Origin of the sequence: Rothia nasimurium, assembly GCF_928382285.1 — a bacterium.
GTDB lineage: Bacteria > Actinomycetota > Actinomycetes > Actinomycetales > Micrococcaceae > Rothia > Rothia nasimurium_E.
On record NZ_CAKMSS010000002.1, the window covers coordinates 148,344 to 164,051 of the forward strand.

At 59.3% G+C, this 15,708-nt stretch carries 15 protein-coding genes; 1 reads left to right on the plus strand and 14 read right to left on the minus strand.

Annotated features, from left to right (window positions below; translation table 11 throughout):
• Positions 1–2: 2 nt before the first annotated feature.
• The 12 genes from atpD to L6758_RS03635 form a co-directional block, all read right to left on the minus strand.
• Complete coding sequence (gene atpD, locus L6758_RS03580) at positions 3–1,466, minus strand: F0F1 ATP synthase subunit beta (RefSeq protein ID WP_237204522.1); 1,464 nt, start codon at positions 1,464–1,466, stop codon at positions 3–5.
• A gap of 44 nt (positions 1,467–1,510) precedes the next feature.
• Positions 1,511–2,431, minus strand: a complete 921-nt coding sequence (locus L6758_RS03585; protein WP_237199509.1) for a F0F1 ATP synthase subunit gamma — start codon at positions 2,429–2,431, stop codon at positions 1,511–1,513.
• Between the two features lie 79 nt (positions 2,432–2,510).
• On the minus strand, positions 2,511–4,136 hold the full coding sequence (atpA, locus tag L6758_RS03590; protein WP_237185867.1) for a F0F1 ATP synthase subunit alpha: 1,626 nt from the start codon (positions 4,134–4,136) through the stop codon (positions 2,511–2,513).
• Between the two features lie 156 nt (positions 4,137–4,292).
• Positions 4,293–5,105, minus strand: a complete 813-nt coding sequence (locus L6758_RS03595; protein WP_237204523.1) for a F0F1 ATP synthase subunit delta — start codon at positions 5,103–5,105, stop codon at positions 4,293–4,295.
• Positions 5,105–5,650 carry a F0F1 ATP synthase subunit B gene (locus L6758_RS03600; protein WP_237204524.1) on the minus strand — a complete coding sequence of 182 codons (546 nt, stop codon included), beginning with the start codon at positions 5,648–5,650 and terminating at the stop codon, positions 5,105–5,107. The genes L6758_RS03595 and L6758_RS03600 overlap by 1 nt, the downstream gene beginning before the upstream one ends.
• A gap of 51 nt (positions 5,651–5,701) precedes the next feature.
• Positions 5,702–5,911, minus strand: coding sequence for an ATP synthase F0 subunit C (gene atpE / locus L6758_RS03605; protein ID WP_135011536.1), 210 nt, complete (start codon positions 5,909–5,911; stop codon positions 5,702–5,704).
• A 136-nt stretch (positions 5,912–6,047) separates the two neighbouring features.
• Positions 6,048–6,851, minus strand: a complete 804-nt coding sequence (gene atpB, locus L6758_RS03610; RefSeq protein ID WP_237209107.1) for a F0F1 ATP synthase subunit A — start codon at positions 6,849–6,851, stop codon at positions 6,048–6,050.
• 99 nt (positions 6,852–6,950) lie between these two features.
• On the minus strand, positions 6,951–7,205 hold the full coding sequence (locus tag L6758_RS03615) for a hypothetical protein (protein ID WP_185174458.1): 255 nt from the start codon (positions 7,203–7,205) through the stop codon (positions 6,951–6,953).
• Between the two features lie 24 nt (positions 7,206–7,229).
• Positions 7,230–7,652 (minus strand): hypothetical protein, encoded by a 423-nt coding sequence (locus tag L6758_RS03620; RefSeq protein WP_185174457.1) that lies wholly within the window; start codon positions 7,650–7,652, stop codon positions 7,230–7,232.
• On the minus strand, positions 7,642–8,670 hold the full coding sequence (locus tag L6758_RS03625) for an MraY family glycosyltransferase (protein ID WP_237204526.1): 1,029 nt from the start codon (positions 8,668–8,670) through the stop codon (positions 7,642–7,644). The genes L6758_RS03620 and L6758_RS03625 overlap by 11 nt, the downstream gene beginning before the upstream one ends.
• Complete coding sequence (locus tag L6758_RS03630; RefSeq protein ID WP_237204527.1) at positions 8,670–10,532, minus strand: nucleoside-diphosphate sugar epimerase/dehydratase; 1,863 nt, start codon at positions 10,530–10,532, stop codon at positions 8,670–8,672. Before L6758_RS03630 ends, L6758_RS03625 begins: the two co-directional genes overlap by 1 nt.
• Positions 10,525–12,375: a glycosyltransferase gene (locus L6758_RS03635; RefSeq protein ID WP_237204528.1), complete on the minus strand. Its 1,851-nt coding sequence runs from the start codon at positions 12,373–12,375 to the stop codon at positions 10,525–10,527. Before L6758_RS03635 ends, L6758_RS03630 begins: the two co-directional genes overlap by 8 nt.
• Before the next feature lie 252 nt (positions 12,376–12,627).
• On the opposite strand from L6758_RS03635, the gene L6758_RS03640 reads away from it, so the two are divergent.
• Positions 12,628–13,701 (plus strand): NAD-dependent epimerase/dehydratase family protein, encoded by a 1,074-nt coding sequence (locus L6758_RS03640; protein ID WP_237204529.1) that lies wholly within the window; start codon positions 12,628–12,630, stop codon positions 13,699–13,701.
• Here the strand turns inward: L6758_RS03640 and L6758_RS03645 are convergent.
• Entirely contained in the window at positions 13,698–14,768 is a 1,071-nt protein-coding gene (locus tag L6758_RS03645) for an L-threonylcarbamoyladenylate synthase (protein WP_237204530.1), read from the minus strand. The two genes, L6758_RS03640 and L6758_RS03645, sit on opposite strands and share 4 nt — an antisense overlap.
• 15 nt (positions 14,769–14,783) lie before the next feature.
• Complete coding sequence (gene prmC, locus L6758_RS03650; RefSeq protein ID WP_237204531.1) at positions 14,784–15,707, minus strand: peptide chain release factor N(5)-glutamine methyltransferase; 924 nt, start codon at positions 15,705–15,707, stop codon at positions 14,784–14,786.
• Position 15,708: the final 1 nt, after the last annotated feature.

A 15,708-nucleotide genomic window follows, 5' to 3' on the forward strand; every position in this document is an offset into this window, starting at 1 on the left:
GATTACTTGGCTCCAGACTGTGCCTTGATTTCCTCGTAACGGCGCATGACGTCGTCCATACCACCGATGTTGTAGAAGGCCTGCTCGGGGATGTGGTCAACATCGCCGCGGCAGATCATCTGGAAGGATTCGATGGTGTCCTTGATCGGCACGGTTGAACCCTCGACACCGGTGAACTGCTTTGCAGTGTAGGTGTTCTGTGAGAGGAACTGCTCGATGCGGCGGGCACGTGAAACAACGACCTTCTGCTCTTCAGAGAGTTCGTCAACACCGAGGATGGCGATGATGTCCTGAAGTTCCTTGTTTTCCTGCAGGATAGCCTTGACCTGGATTGCGGTGTCGTAGTGCTCCTGACCGATGTACTGGGGGTCCAGGATTCGGGAGGTGGAGGACAGGGGATCAATCGCGGGGTACAGACCACGTGAAGCAATCTCACGGGAGAGCTCGGTGGTTGCATCCAGGTGGGCGAAGGTGGTTGCAGGTGCGGGGTCGGTGTAGTCATCCGCAGGAACGTAAATTGCCTGCATGGAGGTGATGGAGTGACCACGGGTTGAGGTAATGCGCTCCTGCAGCAGACCCATTTCGTCGGCCAGGTTGGGCTGGTAGCCCACAGCGGACGGCATGCGGCCGAGCAGGGTTGAAACCTCAGAACCTGCCTGGGTGAAGCGGAAGATGTTGTCGATGAAGAGCAGAACGTCCTGGTTCTGAACGTCACGGAAGTATTCCGCCATGGTCAGGCCGGTCAGCGCAACGCGCAGACGGGTTCCCGGCGGTTCGTCCATCTGGCCGAACACGAGAGCGGTGTCCTTCAGAACGCCAGCTTCTTCCATTTCAACCCAGAGGTCGTTACCTTCACGGGTACGCTCGCCGACGCCGGTGAATACTGAGGTACCACCGAAGTTACGGGCAACGCGGGTAATCATTTCCTGGATCAGAACGGTCTTACCAACGCCTGCACCACCGAAGAGACCGATCTTACCGCCCTTGATGTAGGGGGTCAGAAGGTCGATGGACTTGATGCCGGTTTCCAGCATCTCGGTCGAACCTTCGAGGTCTGCGAAGCCGGGGGCTGCGCGGTGGATGGGCCAGTAGGTGTCGGCCTTGATTTCGTCGTTGGAGACGTCGAGGGCGTCACCGAGGACGTTGAAGATGTGGCCCTTGACGCCGCCGCCTACGGGGACGGAGATAGGAGCGCCGGTATCAACTACAGCCTGGCCGCGGACGAGGCCGTCAGTCTGCTGCAGGGAGATTGCGCGTACCAGTGAGTCACCGAGGTGCTGGGCAGTCTCGAAGGTGATCTTACGGGTGGTGCCGTTGAGGGTCAGATCAGCGGTCAGCGCGTTGTAGATGTCAGGTACCTGGCCGGCAGGGAACTCAACGTCAACGACAGGGCCGATAACGCGAGCAATGCGACCGGTTGCGCCCTGAGCCGGCGCGGTAGCCGATTCGTTCAGAGTGGCAGTCATTGTTCTCACTTACCTATGTAGAGAGTGGAAAGTTGTCTGGTGGATTAGGAGGCGAGTGCGTCGGCGCCGCCAACAATTTCGCTGAGCTCCTGAGTAATTTCTGCCTGGCGAGCATTGTTCATCAGGCGGGTGTACTTCTTGATGAGCTCGTCAGCGTTATCACCTGCGGACTTCATCGCGCGCTGGCGGGACGCCAGTTCGGAGGCCGCTGCTTCTAGCAGGCACGCATAGATGCGGGAGGCGATGTAGCGGGGTAGCAACTCGTCGAGAACTTCCTGGGGGCTGGGCTCGAATTCAAAGACTGAGTTCTGCTGGAACTGGTCGTCTTCGAGACGTTCGCCGGGCAGGATTTCTTCACCGAGTTCGCGTGCGTCAGCTACCTCGATGGGGAGCAGGCGCAGGACGCGGGTTTCCTGGCTGACCATGGAAACGAATTCGGTGTAGATGATGTGGAGGTCATCGACGTCGCCGTTTTCGTAGGCTGCCAGGATGGCGTCGCGTGCTGCAACGGCCATCTCGACGTTGGGGTTGTCGGTGTTGCCTTCCCAAGCCTGCTCGTATTCACGTTCGCGGAAGTCAAAGTAGGACTTTGCCTTGCGACCGATGAGGTAGAGCTTGACTTCACGTCCCTCACCGCGGAGCTTCTCAATAAGACCCTCGGTTTTTTTGAGGACGGATGAGGAGTATGAACCCGCAAGGCCGCGGTCGCTGGTGAGGACGAGAACTGCGGAGCGACCGGTCTTAGCCTTTGAGCGTGCATTAAGCAGGGGGTGCTCAATGTGGTGCTGGGTCGCAATGGCAGTGACGGCCTTAGTCAGCGCATTTGCGTAGGGGCTAGCGGCCTCTGCGCTCTTACGTGCCTTGTTAATGCGTGAGGTTGCGATCATCTCCATCGCCTTGAAGATCTTCTTCATAGACGATGTTGAAGTAATCTTTTGGCGGTAAACCCTAATCTGGGCTCCCATAGAGATTCCTTTCACTCCTAGGGTGAGGGCCCCTCCCCCAGGTTCTGTTGGAGGGGCGTCTCACGTGCTAGGAAAATCGCTAACCGATGGTTTCCTGTGATACTTCGCTGTCTGACAGGGGCTGGTGCTCTTCGTGGCCTGCCTCAACGAGGTGGCTGGTGCCTTCGGAGCGGAAACCCTGCTTGAAGTCAACGATGGCAGTCTTGAGAGCTGCTACGGTTTCGTCTTCGAGCTTGCCTGATGCTGCGATGTCCTGCAGTACTGAGGTGGAGCGGCGCAGGTGGTCGAGGAACTCTGATTCGAAACGCAGAACGTCTGAAACTTCGAGGTCATCGAGGTAGCCGTTGGTGCCTGCCCAGATTGAAACAACCTGGTCCTCAACTGCGTAAGGGGTGTACTGGGGCTGACGCAGCAGCTCGGTGAGGCGAGCACCGCGGGTCAGCTGGGCCTTTGAGGCTTCGTCCAGGTCGGAAGCGAACATTGCGAAGGCTTCCATGGCGCGGTACTGAGCAAGGTCGAGCTTGAGGGTACCGGAGACCTTCTTCATAGCCTTGGTCTGTGCTGCACCACCAACACGGGAGACGGAGATACCTACGTCGACCGCAGGGCGCTGGTTAGCGTTGAAGAGGTCTGACTGCAGGAAGATCTGGCCGTCGGTGATGGAGATGACGTTGGTGGGGATGAAGGCTGAAACGTCGTTTGCCTTGGTTTCAATGATCGGGAAGCCGGTCATTGAACCTGCACCCAGCTCGTCGGAGAGCTTTGCACAGCGCTCGAGCAGGCGGGAGTGGAGGTAGAAGACGTCGCCGGGGTATGCTTCGCGGCCCGGAGGACGACGCAGCAGCAGTGATACCGCGCGGTAGGCTTCTGCCTGCTTTGAGAGGTCATCGAAGATGATGAGGACGTGTTTGCCGCCGTACATCCAGTGCTGGCCGATGGCGCTACCGGTGTAGGGGGCCAGGTACTTGAAGCCTGCTGCGTCAGATGCGGGGGAAGCCACGATGGTGGTGTATTCCAGTGCGCCCTGCTGCTTGAGGGTTTCGCGTACTGCTGCGATGGTTGATGCCTTCTGACCGATAGCAACGTAGACACAGCGAACCTGCTTGTTGGGGTCGCCGGTGGCCCAGTTGTCCTTCTGGTTCAGGATGGTATCAACCGCGATAGCGGTCTTACCGGTCTGGCGGTCACCAATGATCAGCTGGCGCTGGCCACGGCCAATCGGAATCATGGCGTCGATTGCCTTGAGACCGGTCTGGAGGGGCTCGTGAACTGACTTACGCTGGGTAACGCCGGGAGCCTGAAGTTCGAGGGCGCGGCGGCCTTCGGCTTCAATGTCGCCCAGGTCGTCGATGGGGTTACCCAGGGGGTCAACTACGCGGCCCAGGTAGGCGTCGCCTACGGGTACTGAGAGAACCTCGCCGGTACGGTGAACTTCCTGGCCTTCTTCAATGCCGGTGAAGTCACCGAGGATGATGACACCGATGTCACGAGTGTCGAGGTTCTGTGCCAGGCCAAGGGTGCCGTCTTCGAAGCGAAGCAGCTCGTTAGCCATTACTGAGGGAAGGCCCTCAACGCGTGCGATGCCGTCGGATGCTGATGCAACACGACCCACCTCTACGCGCTCTGCATTGCCGGGTTCGTAAGACGCTGCGAATTCGTTCAGCGCGTTACGGACATCATCGGCGTTGATGGTCAAATCGGCCATCTTATGTCCCTGCTCTCCTAATTTGTTGGTGTGCCTGCCGACTGGCGGCAGGCCCACCGAAACTTGTGTGACGTGCTCGGGCTGGGCCTTTAGGCTTGCCCGATGTCGTCTGTGTATCTTCTAAATCACCGTCGAGGTCTCGACTGTGTAAATCGCCTATGCGAAAGCGCGGCTGAGTTCTGACAGTCGGGTGGACAGCGAGCCATCGATGACTTCGTCCCCTACCTGCACGCGCAGACCGCCCAGAAGTGCGGGGTCTACGGTGATGTCGAGCTTCAGCTCCTTGCCGTAGGTCTTGTTGAGTGACCCCTGCAGCTTTGCAATCTGCTCTGCAGTCAGCGCGGTTGCTGAGGTAACTCGTGCGATCCAACGGTTTTGACGCTTGACGATGATTTCTACGAACTCGTTAGCCAGACGGGCTGCGGTGGTTCCGCGGGCCGCAGTGGCAACTCGTTCTAGCAGAAGCTTGCCTTCAGCGGTGGCTACACGGCCACCGAGGCTGACAGCCAGCTTCTTGAGTGCTTCCTTGCTTGCCCTGGTATCGGCAAGAGCAGCCTGTGCTTCTGCTGAGGCATCAACGGTGTTGATGAAGGTCAGCAGTTCGTTGACGGTCTGCTCCAGTGCATCGATACCTCCGCGCTGTTCAGCAGAAAGCGCTACTGAGGTAACAGCGGTTGTTTCGAGGGCATCAGCCAGATCGCGTTCTTCACTCCAGCGGGCTTCTGCTGCTGCAGAAACGATAGCCAGAGCGGCGTCGGAAATCTTGCCGCCCAGAACGGAGCGGGCGATGCCTGCTCGCTGCGCTGCTTCGCGGGAAGGATCGGTTAGACCTCGCCGGAACCCGCCGTTGCTGTCGATAGCGTCGACAACAGCGAAGAGCTCTTCTGCGAGGTGGGTCGGGTTATCGGTAGGCTGGGCCACCAGAACCTGTTCCACCTTGTTCAGTGATTCAGTCGATACTGCTGACATTAGCGGGCTGCACCTGCCTGCTGCTGCACGTCAAGGTCAGCAAGAAAACGATCGACTACACGTGCGGATCGCTCATCATCGTTGAGGGATTCGCCCACAATCTTGCCAGCCAGTGAGGTTGCCAGAGCGCCAACTTCGGTACGAAGTGATGCTGCGGCAGCTGCACGTTCTGCCTCGATGGTCTTCTGGGCGTTTTCGGTGATGCGAGCGGCCTCAGCGTTTGCGCGCTCCTTAGCTTCTGCCACGATGGCGTCGCCTTCGGCGCGTGCTTCTTCGCGAATCTTCTGAGCTTCCAGACGAGCGCTTTCGAGCTGCTGGCCGTACTCTTCGCGTGCTGCCGCGGCCTCTGCCTGAGCCTTTTCAGCCTTGGCTAGACCACCCTCAATTGCTTCTTTACGGTCCTGGTAAATCTTTTCGAATGCCGGGACAACGTACTTGGTGACGATGAAGAGGAGGAGCAGGAACCCGATGGCGGTAATGGCGATTTCCCAGACATTGGGGATCAGAGGGTTCGCGCCCTCTGCTGCTGCCATTAAGTGAGACATAGGGGGTTTTCCTGTTCTATAGTTTGGTCAATCTTTCGGCGGGGCCAAAAATTACTTGATAAACGCAAGAACCAGGCCGAGAACTGCCAGTGCTTCAACCAGTGCGAAGCCCAGGAAGAGCATGGGCTGCAGGGTGCGCTGTGACTCGGGCTGACGGGCAACAGAGGTCATGTAGGCTGCGAAGATCAGACCTACGCCGATGCCACCGCCGATAGCTGACAGACCGTAACCAACTGCGGTAAGTGAACCGGTGAGTTCCATGATGTTTGTTTCCTTTCACAGTGCCCCTTGCGGTTTGTGTGTTGTGTAAGGGGCAGAGTTTTGATGTGGACACTCCCCGCTAAAGCGGGTTGCTTTTCTCGTCCGCCGGTGGGCCCGACGGAGAAAACCTATATTTTTAGTGGCCTTCTGAGACCGAGCCCTGCAGGTAGACCGCAAGGAGCAGGGTGAAGACGTAGGCCTGGATAACCTGAATCATGAGTTCCAGGAAGTAGAGGAAGAGACCCAGGGCGCCTGAACCGACCGAGGCGATAGCAGCGATGCCGCCTGCTTCAACAATCAGGTACTGAGTAAGGGATGCTGCAACCATAATCGCCAGGTGGCCACCGAACATGGTAGCGAAGAGACGCAGGGCGTGGGTTGCGGGGCGGATGAGCATGTTTGACATGAACTCAATCGGAATCAAGATGATGTAAACAGGCCAAGGAACGCCGGAGGGCATGGTCATGTCCTTGAAGAACTTCCCCAGGCCCTTGCGCTTGATACCAACACCAACCCAGGTCAGGTAGGCGATACCTGCCAGGGCGTAGGCAGAACCTACGTGAGACATGGTGGGCAACTGGACAACGGGAATTGAACCGTAGAGGTTGTTGACCAGGATGAAGAAGAAGGCGGTGAAGAGCAGGGGAACGAAAGGCTTGTAGTGGTGGGCGCCAATCAGTTCCTTGCCCAGGCTGTTACGGACCAGGCCGTACCCCATTTCGCCCACGAACTGGGTGCGTGAGGGAACCATGGCACGCTTGCGGGCAGCGAAAAGGAAGAAGCCAGCAACGATGACCACCGACAGGATGACCAGAAGCATCTGCTTGCTGAACTCAAAATCACCGATCGTGAAGATGGCAGGCAGGTGCATATCATCGATAGTGGGCGGAACGTAGCCCTGCTGCTCTCCCGCTGCGACAACTAGCCCGTTTGAAATCAAGGCAAGTCCTTTCATTGCTTCGTGTTGGCCGCTGGCTCCAGCAACCTCAGAGGTTTAAAGAATCAAAAGTATGTGTGTGCCAACCGGTTTCAGTTGGTCTTATTTACGCTGCTGCATGTGGATAAATACCAGGTAGATACCACCAAAGGCGCCAACGAATCCGCCTACCCAAGCAATCCAGGTTGTACCTAGTAAGTGGTCCAGACCATAGCCTACCAAACTCCAGATACCAATGCCTATCATGACGTACAGAAGTGTCATAAAGGCCCCGGCTGTTCCGCCACCGGCAACCAGGTCGCCGGCAGAGCGTAACTGCTTATCTTGCTTGTACCACTTATCGTCGGTGTTGCCCACGGGTGTATGCTCCTTTGCCTAGTTTCATCCTACCGAATCGAAATAGAGGATTCTCTGTTTCGAGATAATTTTCGTTTCAATGACAAGCTGGGCCACCAGTGCCAGGACGGCTCCGGTGAGAAGCCAGCCGTTACGAAAATCCTGCGGTATAGGGGCGAACACTAAGAGGCCGGTGAAAACCATAATCTTGAACGGATACATGGCCGCTAGAGCCGCTGCCGCCGCTTTCATCGACTTCTTCTCAGCCGGTATCACAACCATGATTCCGACCGCGAAACTGAGATAAACCAGGGCAAGCCCCGTAAGGAACCCACCCGCAGCCGGTTTACCTGCGATAAGTACACCAACTATCGTACCGACTAGGGCCAAGATAGCCAAAGCCAGCGAGACAGACCGGAAGATTTTTAACCAGGGCATCTCATTGATGCCCAGCGGCTTAGGCCCCATTTTTCTGACGCACCTTCCCGAGCAAGGTCGGCAAAAAGATGTAAAGGGCCAAGATAAGCACAACTAACAGGGCAGACCAAACAGCGTTCTGGGTTTCAAAGGGCAGGGCCATCACTGTCACAGCGGTCACCACAAAAGTAGTAAGCGTCACAAGGGCCGCGCTACCCAGGTGGCTGAAACCGACGTCCGTCAACCGCTGATAGGCATGGGTGCGATGGGGTTTGTACCACTGTTCACCCCGCACGATTCGGCGCAGTAGTGTGGTCCCGGTATCTGCCAGGTAGACCAGCAGGGGGGCAAGAATATATTCCACGTAAACCCCCGAAAGGAAAGCCCCTACCGCCATAGAAGCGATAGCTCCCCCCAGGAAGTAGGAACCGGCATCCCCCAGGAAAACGTTCTTACCGGTACGCACGTTCCAGGGCAGGAAGGCCAGGTAGGCCGCAGCCACAGCCGCTCCCCCGGCAAGTAGCCAGGGCATTTGGTTGACCCAGCCCGCGTAGGCATAAGCCCCACCCACGGCAAAGCCGTGAAGACCCGAGATGCCGTTAATGCCGTCCATAAAGTTCACCACGTTGATGTAGGCGGCAATCGCGAAGACACCCAGGGGAATCCAGAAGATGGAGGTCCCCAGCATCAGGGTCATTCCTAGGGTGACGATAGCGCCGATGAGTAGCTGGGCAGCAAAGCGAACCTTGATAGAGACCCCGCGGTAGTCCTCCATCCAGCCCAGGGCGCCCGATGCCACCATGCCAAAGAGCACGAAGAGGGCGATAGACCGATCGGTAAAAATCTGTCCGTCGATGAGGGCAACCAGGTAGGCCAGCACCGCTGCAAGTGCGGTTGCCAGCCCCATGCCTCGGAAGACCGGGGAGCTGTGGGAAGACCGTGCGGTGGGGATGTCGACCAGGTTCCAGCGGTGTAGGAGCGGACGCACGGCGAAGGGTAAGAGCAGACCGGCGACCAGGCCGACAACGGTGGGCACCAGAAGCAGAGCCAGAAGTTCTGAGGTAGTCATTAGGCCTCCTGCCCCCGGTGCTCGGTGCGCTCGTACCCGCGGTGGCTACGGTAGTTTTCAAGCCAGCGGGCGTAGTCAAGGTCAGCGGGGTCAAGCCTGGGAGCTTGAGCCCTCATGATATTTTCGTTCTCTTCGCTGCGCTGGTGTACCTCGTCCTGACCAAAAAGCACCTCGTCGCGCTTTTCGCCCGCACGCAGGCCAATAACCTCGATAGCCACGTCGAAGCGCTCATAGAGGCTGCGCATATGTTCGGCCACCTTGAGAATCTTGACCGGCTCGCCCATATCGAGCACCATTACCTCGCCGCTGCGTCCGATTGCCCCGGCCAGCATGACCAGCAGGCAGGCGTCCGGAATCAGCATGAAGTAGCGGGTGGCGTTCCGGTCGGTCACGGTCAGGGGGCCGCCGTCCAGGATCTGCTTGGTAAAGAGGGGCTTAATAGAACCGCGAGAGCCAAAAACATTGCCGAAGCGCACCGAGACATAGGTACGCCCGGTCTGCTCGCCGTACCAGCTCGTCAGCATTTCCGCGCTGCGCTTGGACTGCCCCAGGGCAGTAGTGGGGTCGGCAGCCTTATCGGTCGAGATATTCACAAAAACCTGAACATCAACCTGAGCTGAAGCCTTAAGTACGTTTGCGGTACCCAGAGTATTAGTTTTATAGGCTTCCTTGGGGTAAGCCTCAAGAGCAGAGACATGCTTAAGAGCGGCAGCATGAAATACAACCTCAGGCTGACGTTCAGCAAAGACCGCCTCTAATGCCTCAGCATCCCGTACGTCCGCCAGAATCACGCTGGGGTCGTCCAGACTTGATAGGCCGGTCAGAGAATACCGGGTATCCATAAGCAGGGACTCATCACGGTCGAGCATCATAAGCTCAGCCGGCTGATAGGCACTAATCTGGCGGCAGAGCTCAGAGCCAATCGACCCGCCTGCACCGGTCACGAGCACCCGTCGACCCTGCACATAGCTACGAATGAGGTCATGGTCAATCTTGTAGTCAATTGTGCCGCGAATCTTCTCAAGAAGCTCGCGCTCATTATTCTCTTCACTGCGTCGGCGACCGTGACCAATATCGGGAACAGCAGAGTTGATGCGTATGGTTTCTACACCCATCTCTTTCATACTCTGAGCGATGCGGACCAAACGCCGTTCAGGAATCTCTTCACCAATAGCAATGAGCACCTTCTCAGCCTGGTGATGTTTTACCAGGGCCGCCAAATCAGCGCTGGTTCCCTCAACCTTAACCGAATGAATACGGGCGTTACGCACCGAACGGTCATCGTCAACAATCGCGACCGGCAGGTACTTGGCCTTAGGGTCGGTCATCAAGGTTGACACCAGGTTGCGGCCCAGAAAACCTGCACCGTAAACAATCACCCGCTGCACATCTTTACCGCTGGGGCGGTTGGTCTTTTCCTCATAGATTCGCTTGCTATAGCGGAAGCCCATCATCAGCAAAACAGCGATGGGGAAGGCAATCAGCACCACCGAGCGGGGTACCCCAAAGGCTCGGGACGATACCATCAGCAGTATCTGCATAATGATGGTGTTAGCTAATATCAGGGGGTAGAGCTTGCTGCCCTCTTGCAGGGTGCCGTAGCTGTGGACTCCGCGGTAGAGACCCATCATCAGGCCACCACCGATTTGCAGGGCGACCATCACCAGGGCAACCATGGTGAGCCCGCCTGCATCGATCTGGCTCAGATCCATGCCGTAGCGCAAAACAAAGGCAGCGGGTAGGGCTATCAGCCAGGCTAGGGAGTCTAGCCCCATCTGCACGTACTTCCACCAGGTTTTCCGCTCGGTGCTCGAGGTCAGAATGGGGATAGAGGTGGTCTGCGGGGACGCTTCTTTAGACATTGCTGCCCTTCTCTTTCTTCCCCTGCGGGGTTCGTCCGGTCATGGCCCTAAAGGCCCGGGTGCGCAGTTCTTCTGGTGCTAGGCGGTAGACACCGCGTATGGCTAGGTTCTGGGCGAAGCGGAGAGGGCTCAGCACTCCCCCGGTATAGAGCCTGCGCTGGACCTGGAGGTCCTTGCGCAGGGCTTCTAGCCCACCACGTCGGGTGTAAGCTGTGGCGACCCGGTAGCTCACCAGGGGCTGGCTCAGGTTGCCCAGGACGAACCCGGCTCGACTCATGCGGGCCCAGAGCCAGTAGTCTTCGGCTCCCGGAACCTCCACGTAGCTGCCAACGGCCTCTACAGCGCTCTTGCGGAAGACCACGGTGGGGTGCAGCATGGGGTTGCGCTTCGGTAGCATCTCTCGGATAGCTCTCGCCCCGGTCACGGCCTTCCGTTCGGCCTCGGGGCGGGCGGGGTCGTCCGTAAATTCGTACATGGCGCTACCCAGCACGTCGTGCTGGCCGGCGGCAAGCAGGGGAACCTGCTGGGCAAAACGGTCAGGAGCAGAAACATCGTCTGAGTCTGCTCGGGCCACAATATCGTAGTCGCAGTAGGTGAGCCCCTCGTGCAGGGCGGCAGCTAGCCCGTGGTTCTCGGCAAGGCGCACCACGGTCACCGGCAGGGAACTCTGCTCTTCAAAATCAGCGATGACCTGAGAAAGCTCAGCGCTCACGGGGCCATCCTGCACCAGCACCAGCTGGTTGGGGCGCAGGGTTTGGCCCTCGGTATTCGAGGCTAGGGCCAGGCGCAGGTGCTCGGGCTGATCCCCGGCATAAACGCTCATCAAGACAGAGAACTTGGGGTCGCTCCCGTAGTTTGCTTTGATACGCTGGGCCAGCTGGGGGGTTTCAAGCTGGTAGACGCCGTCCAGCACCTCGCTGTTGGAGCGATAGCCGGCGGCGGCGTCCTGAAGCCCCTTGAGGAAGTAGCCGGTGTAGGTCTTCTTCTCATCGGTGCGCAGCAGGGTGCTAACCCACAGGCGGGCTGTTGAGCCGCCGTAGAGCAGCTTTTCCAGCGGGGTTAGGGTGCGACGGGCACAAAAAACCCAGAGCTTATTGCGTACATCGTTGTAGAAGCGGGGGCCGGGTTTGGCGTCTGTGGTGCCAAAGGTTTTGGTGTGGTGGCGGGCTACCGACCGCTCGGTAGCAATACCGTTGCTGTGGTGAATCAGGCGGGTGGTGTATTCGAAGTCGTCGTTCCAGATAAAGAAGTCTGCCAGGGGCAGGTCGGTGGCCCGCATGGCGGCAGCGTCCATCAGGATTGACACAAAGGACGCCGAGCGGATGGGCCGGGCACCCACAGCGGCTGCCCGCGCGGTACGGTCAGGGCCCGCAGCGAACATGGTACGCATGGTGTTCATGGGGTGGTCCTGGCCGTTGGTCCACACCACTTTAGAGGCCACGACGGCCGGGCGCTCTGCCCGCACCGGGGAATAGTCAGCCCAGGCCCGGTAGGCCTCAGAGAGGGTGTTCTCGGTAGGTTCAGTGTCGTCGTCCATGGCCCAGACCAGGTCTGCTGCATGGCGGTTTAGGGCCCGGTCGATGCCCACAGTGAAGCCGCCTGCGCCGCCCACGTTCTGCGGTAGGTGCACTATGTCGGTAGCCAGTGAACTCCGATAGCTGCCCAGGTACTCTTCGGTACTGTCGGTAGAAGCATTATTGACGATGATGACCGTATCGGGAGTCAGCTCCCCCGCCTCTATCCCGGCTAGGGTCTGTTCAAGCAGCTCACGGCGGTTATAGGTCACCACTACAGCAACAATGCGCTCCTGGGGGCGCACCTGGGGTGTCGGGGCAGATACCATGGGCAAACAGGTCCTTTCGTGGGGTGAGGCCACCTGCAAAGGCGTGTTTACCCCGATTTCAGGGCACAAAGCACGCAACTCTATCTAAGTTTAGCGAACTCACCTGTGGATTATCCCAGCGCAGGCGGCCAGAAGCCCAAACCTTAGCCCTTTGTGGCCTGCCCTACGTGTTTTTTGCTCCGGCCTATGTCACCCTAGGGGGTAGGGGCACAGACGGCCCACCGGTAACCACCGTACGGACGGAGTAAAGGCATGGCTCAGGCCACATGGAAAGTAATTGGGGCAAGCGGGTTTGTGGGTTCATCGATTGTAGCCCGGCTAGCTGCCGAAGGCGTCCAGGTCGATGCGGTTGAGGCTCCCCGCCTACTCACGCGCACAGCCGAAGCCAACCAGCTCATTCGCGAAGCCCGGCAGCTAGACGGCATTATCGACACTCTCGCTGAATCTTTTGCCGGGTGCGAGGTTGTCATCAACGCTTCGGGCCTGGCTGCCCCTGACCAGGAAGACTTAGCTCCCCTGCTAGGTGCTAATGCCCTGTTGCCTGCGGTCATTGCAATTGCTGCCCAGCGCACCGGCGTCAGCAGGGTAATCCACCTGAGCTCTGCTGCTGTCTTAGGGCCGGTCCCTGTGCTCAGTGCAGAGGCAGAACCCCAGCCGTTCTCTGCCTACTCTTTCTCGAAGGCCCTGGGCGAAGAAGTACTTCTGGCCCTGCGGGCTTTTATCGAAGAAACAGCTGCTCAGGGGCAGGCTCCCGGCTCTGAAGCGTCGGAATTCCCGGCGGCTCCTTCTCACTCCCCCGTCGCTGTAGCCGGGGATCACGCGGTTGATATCTGCATTATCCGGGCCACGAGTGTGCAGGGCCGTGTCCGCCGCACCACCGAGGCTTTCGCAAAAATTGCGTCCTCCCCACTGGCGTCCGTCGCAGGACGCACCCCGCGGCGCACCCCGGTCTCCTCCAACTACGCCCTGGCAGAATTCGTCTACCGGGTAGCCAGTTTCACCGGCCCTCTGCCCGCCATCGTAATGCAGCCCTGGGAAGGGGCAACCACCGAGTCCGTCCTTATTGACGCAGGACGCCGCCGCCCCTTACACCTACCGGCCCCCCTCTGCCGGGCTCTGGTAGCCACCGGCTACAGGGTCTCTGAGCTCCTGGGCGACCGTCTGACCGGGCCCGTCCGCCGGGTTGAGGTGATGTGGTTCGGTCAGGATATTGACGATTCATGGGCTCAAAAAAATGGCCTGGTGCCCCAAGCACGGGTGAGCGAGGTGCTTCGCACCGCCCACAGCGCACTGGGCACCAGGCAGGACCGCAAGTTTGAAAACTAGACGGTAGGAGTGCCTTCTTTGCCCTCACCATCCGCTTCGGTCAGCGGTTCGGCGGGGGCTTCTTTCTGGGTGCCGAACACCAGCGAACGGGCATCAGCTACCGGGTAGGGCTTGGTGTTGTCTTGTACCACGCGGGTCTCGGGGGCATGAGCGCTGGCGGTACGGCGCTGGTCAATGGCTGCGGTGCCGCTAGCACCGCCTACCAGACCCGCAGCGAGCGAACCAGCTACAGGAGCGGCGGCCTGGCGGGAGGCAGCCTCAACCTCTTCTGTCTCAGGCTCATCCACCTGGCGGGGAGAAAACTCGGTATCTTCCATTGCCTCTGAGCTTGCTACCAGAGCTGACTCGGCTTCGCGGCGGGCCTTCTCCTGGGCCTCAAATTCGGCGCGGGTTAGCACACCGGGCACGGCCTCGCGCAGGCGCTCTACTGAAATTGCACCCTCACGCACAACAACCAGACGGTCAGAGGTACAGTCAACGATGGTCGAAGGCAGGGCGTCCTTGGCTTCAAAGCCCTCAGGACGGTTCTCGGGGCGGGGCCCACCGTCAAAGATAACGGCCACGTCATCGCCCAGCTGGGCCATGGCTTCCTGAGCAGTCGTAGCTGCCGGGCGCCCGGTCTTGTTGGCTGAAGAAACAGCCAGGGGGCCCAGGTTTTTCAGAAGCTCAATAGCTACAGGGTCGTTAGGCACGCGCAGGGCAACGGTTCCCTGGGTCTCGCCCAGGTCCCAGTTCAGGGAGGGCTGAGAATAGAAAATCAGGGTGAGAGCACCGGGCCAGAACTCGGTAGCCAGGGCGCGGGCGTCCTCGGAAATCTCGTCGGCCAACCCCGGTAGCACAGACTGGTCGTAAATGAGTACCGGCGGGGGCATCTGCCGGGTGCGCCCCTTAGCGGCAAGCAGGTTCCCAACGCCCTCAACGGAGAAGGCGTCGGTGGCGATACCGTACACGGTGTCGGTAGGAATCACGATGGTCTTGGCTGCACCGATTGCCGAGTTGGCGGTCGCAATAGCGTCGCCCAGGGTCGTGGGGTCGGTTGCACTAACAATGGTTGCTTTCACGCTCATTATTCTTTCACATTCTTAGGTGCCTGGCAGCGGTTTGTAGCCCGAGGTGTGACGGGGTTTACCCGCTAAATCATCAATAGATTCGATGCGTTCAAAACCGGCTTTAGCAAGAGCCTGACGCATCAGTTCCTGCTGGGTTTCGGCGTGCTCCATAATCAGGTAGCCACCGGGAGCAAGAAGAGCATAGGCTCGGGCTGCGATGGCGGTAGGTAACTCCATGCCGTCCTCTCCCCCGCCGTAGAGGGCCAGGGCCGGGTCGTGATCGCGAACCTCTGGATCTTTGGGAATTGCCCCGGCAGGGATATAGGGCGGGTTTGAAGCCACCAGGGTCATGGTTCCCTCGTAGCCGGGCAGGGCCGTGCGGGCATCGCCCGCTACCAGTTCCACCCCGGCTGGGCCCAGGTTACGCTCGGCCCAGGCGGCAGCTTCGGTCGAGAGTTCAACGGCGAGGACGCGCGGGGTCGGCACCTGCTCATCTGCGGCTAGCTCGGTAGCAAGGGCAGCTGCAATAGCACCTGACCCGGTACACAGATCAACCACCAGGGGCTGAGCGGGCAGGGCCCCAGCCATGCCCCGGTAGGCGGTGAGGGCGTGCTCCACCAGTAGCTCGGTCTCGGGTCGAGGCACAAAAACCCCCGGCCCCACCGACAGGGTCAGGCCACGGAAATGGGCCTGGCCGGTCAGGTGTTGGAGGGGCAGTCGCTCACCGCGCAGAGTCACCAGACGGGCAAAGCCCTCAGGTACCGGATGCCCCAGCAGGGCCAGGGACTGAACGCGACCCCGCGATACCGGCTCACCGGTGTCCTTCTCCAGCAGGTAAGCGGCAAGAAGCTGCGCATCAGCCGCAGCCGAGTCGATACCGGCTGCGCCAAGATAGAGCGCAGCCCGGCGAAGGGCTGAATCAAGCTCTTCGCCGGGCTCCAGGCTAAAATCAGCCACG

Excerpts from the sequence above, each read along its gene's own strand:
- L6758_RS03595 (WP_237204523.1), bottom strand. The coding sequence starts at position 5,105 with ATGTCAGCAGTATCGACTGAATCACTGAACAAGGTGGAACAGGTTCTG.
- L6758_RS03645 (WP_237204530.1), bottom strand. The coding sequence starts at position 14,768 with ATGAGCGTGAAAGCAACCATTGTTAGTGCAACCGACCCCACGACCCTG.
- L6758_RS03640 (WP_237204529.1), top strand. The coding sequence starts at position 12,628 with ATGGCTCAGGCCACATGGAAAGTAATTGGGGCAAGCGGGTTTGTGGGT.
- L6758_RS03620 (WP_185174457.1), bottom strand. The coding sequence starts at position 7,652 with ATGGGGCCTAAGCCGCTGGGCATCAATGAGATGCCCTGGTTAAAAATC.
- L6758_RS03600 (WP_237204524.1), bottom strand. The coding sequence starts at position 5,650 with ATGTCTCACTTAATGGCAGCAGCAGAGGGCGCGAACCCTCTGATCCCC.
- L6758_RS03625 (WP_237204526.1), bottom strand. The coding sequence starts at position 8,670 with ATGACTACCTCAGAACTTCTGGCTCTGCTTCTGGTGCCCACCGTTGTC.
- L6758_RS03630 (WP_237204527.1), bottom strand. The coding sequence starts at position 10,532 with ATGTCTAAAGAAGCGTCCCCGCAGACCACCTCTATCCCCATTCTGACC.
- atpD (WP_237204522.1), bottom strand. The coding sequence starts at position 1,466 with ATGACTGCCACTCTGAACGAATCGGCTACCGCGCCGGCTCAGGGCGCA.
- L6758_RS03585 (WP_237199509.1), bottom strand. The coding sequence starts at position 2,431 with ATGGGAGCCCAGATTAGGGTTTACCGCCAAAAGATTACTTCAACATCG.
- atpE (WP_135011536.1), bottom strand. The coding sequence starts at position 5,911 with ATGGAACTCACCGGTTCACTTACCGCAGTTGGTTACGGTCTGTCAGCT.
- L6758_RS03635 (WP_237204528.1), bottom strand. The coding sequence starts at position 12,375 with ATGGTATCTGCCCCGACACCCCAGGTGCGCCCCCAGGAGCGCATTGTT.
- atpA (WP_237185867.1), bottom strand. The coding sequence starts at position 4,136 with ATGGCCGATTTGACCATCAACGCCGATGATGTCCGTAACGCGCTGAAC.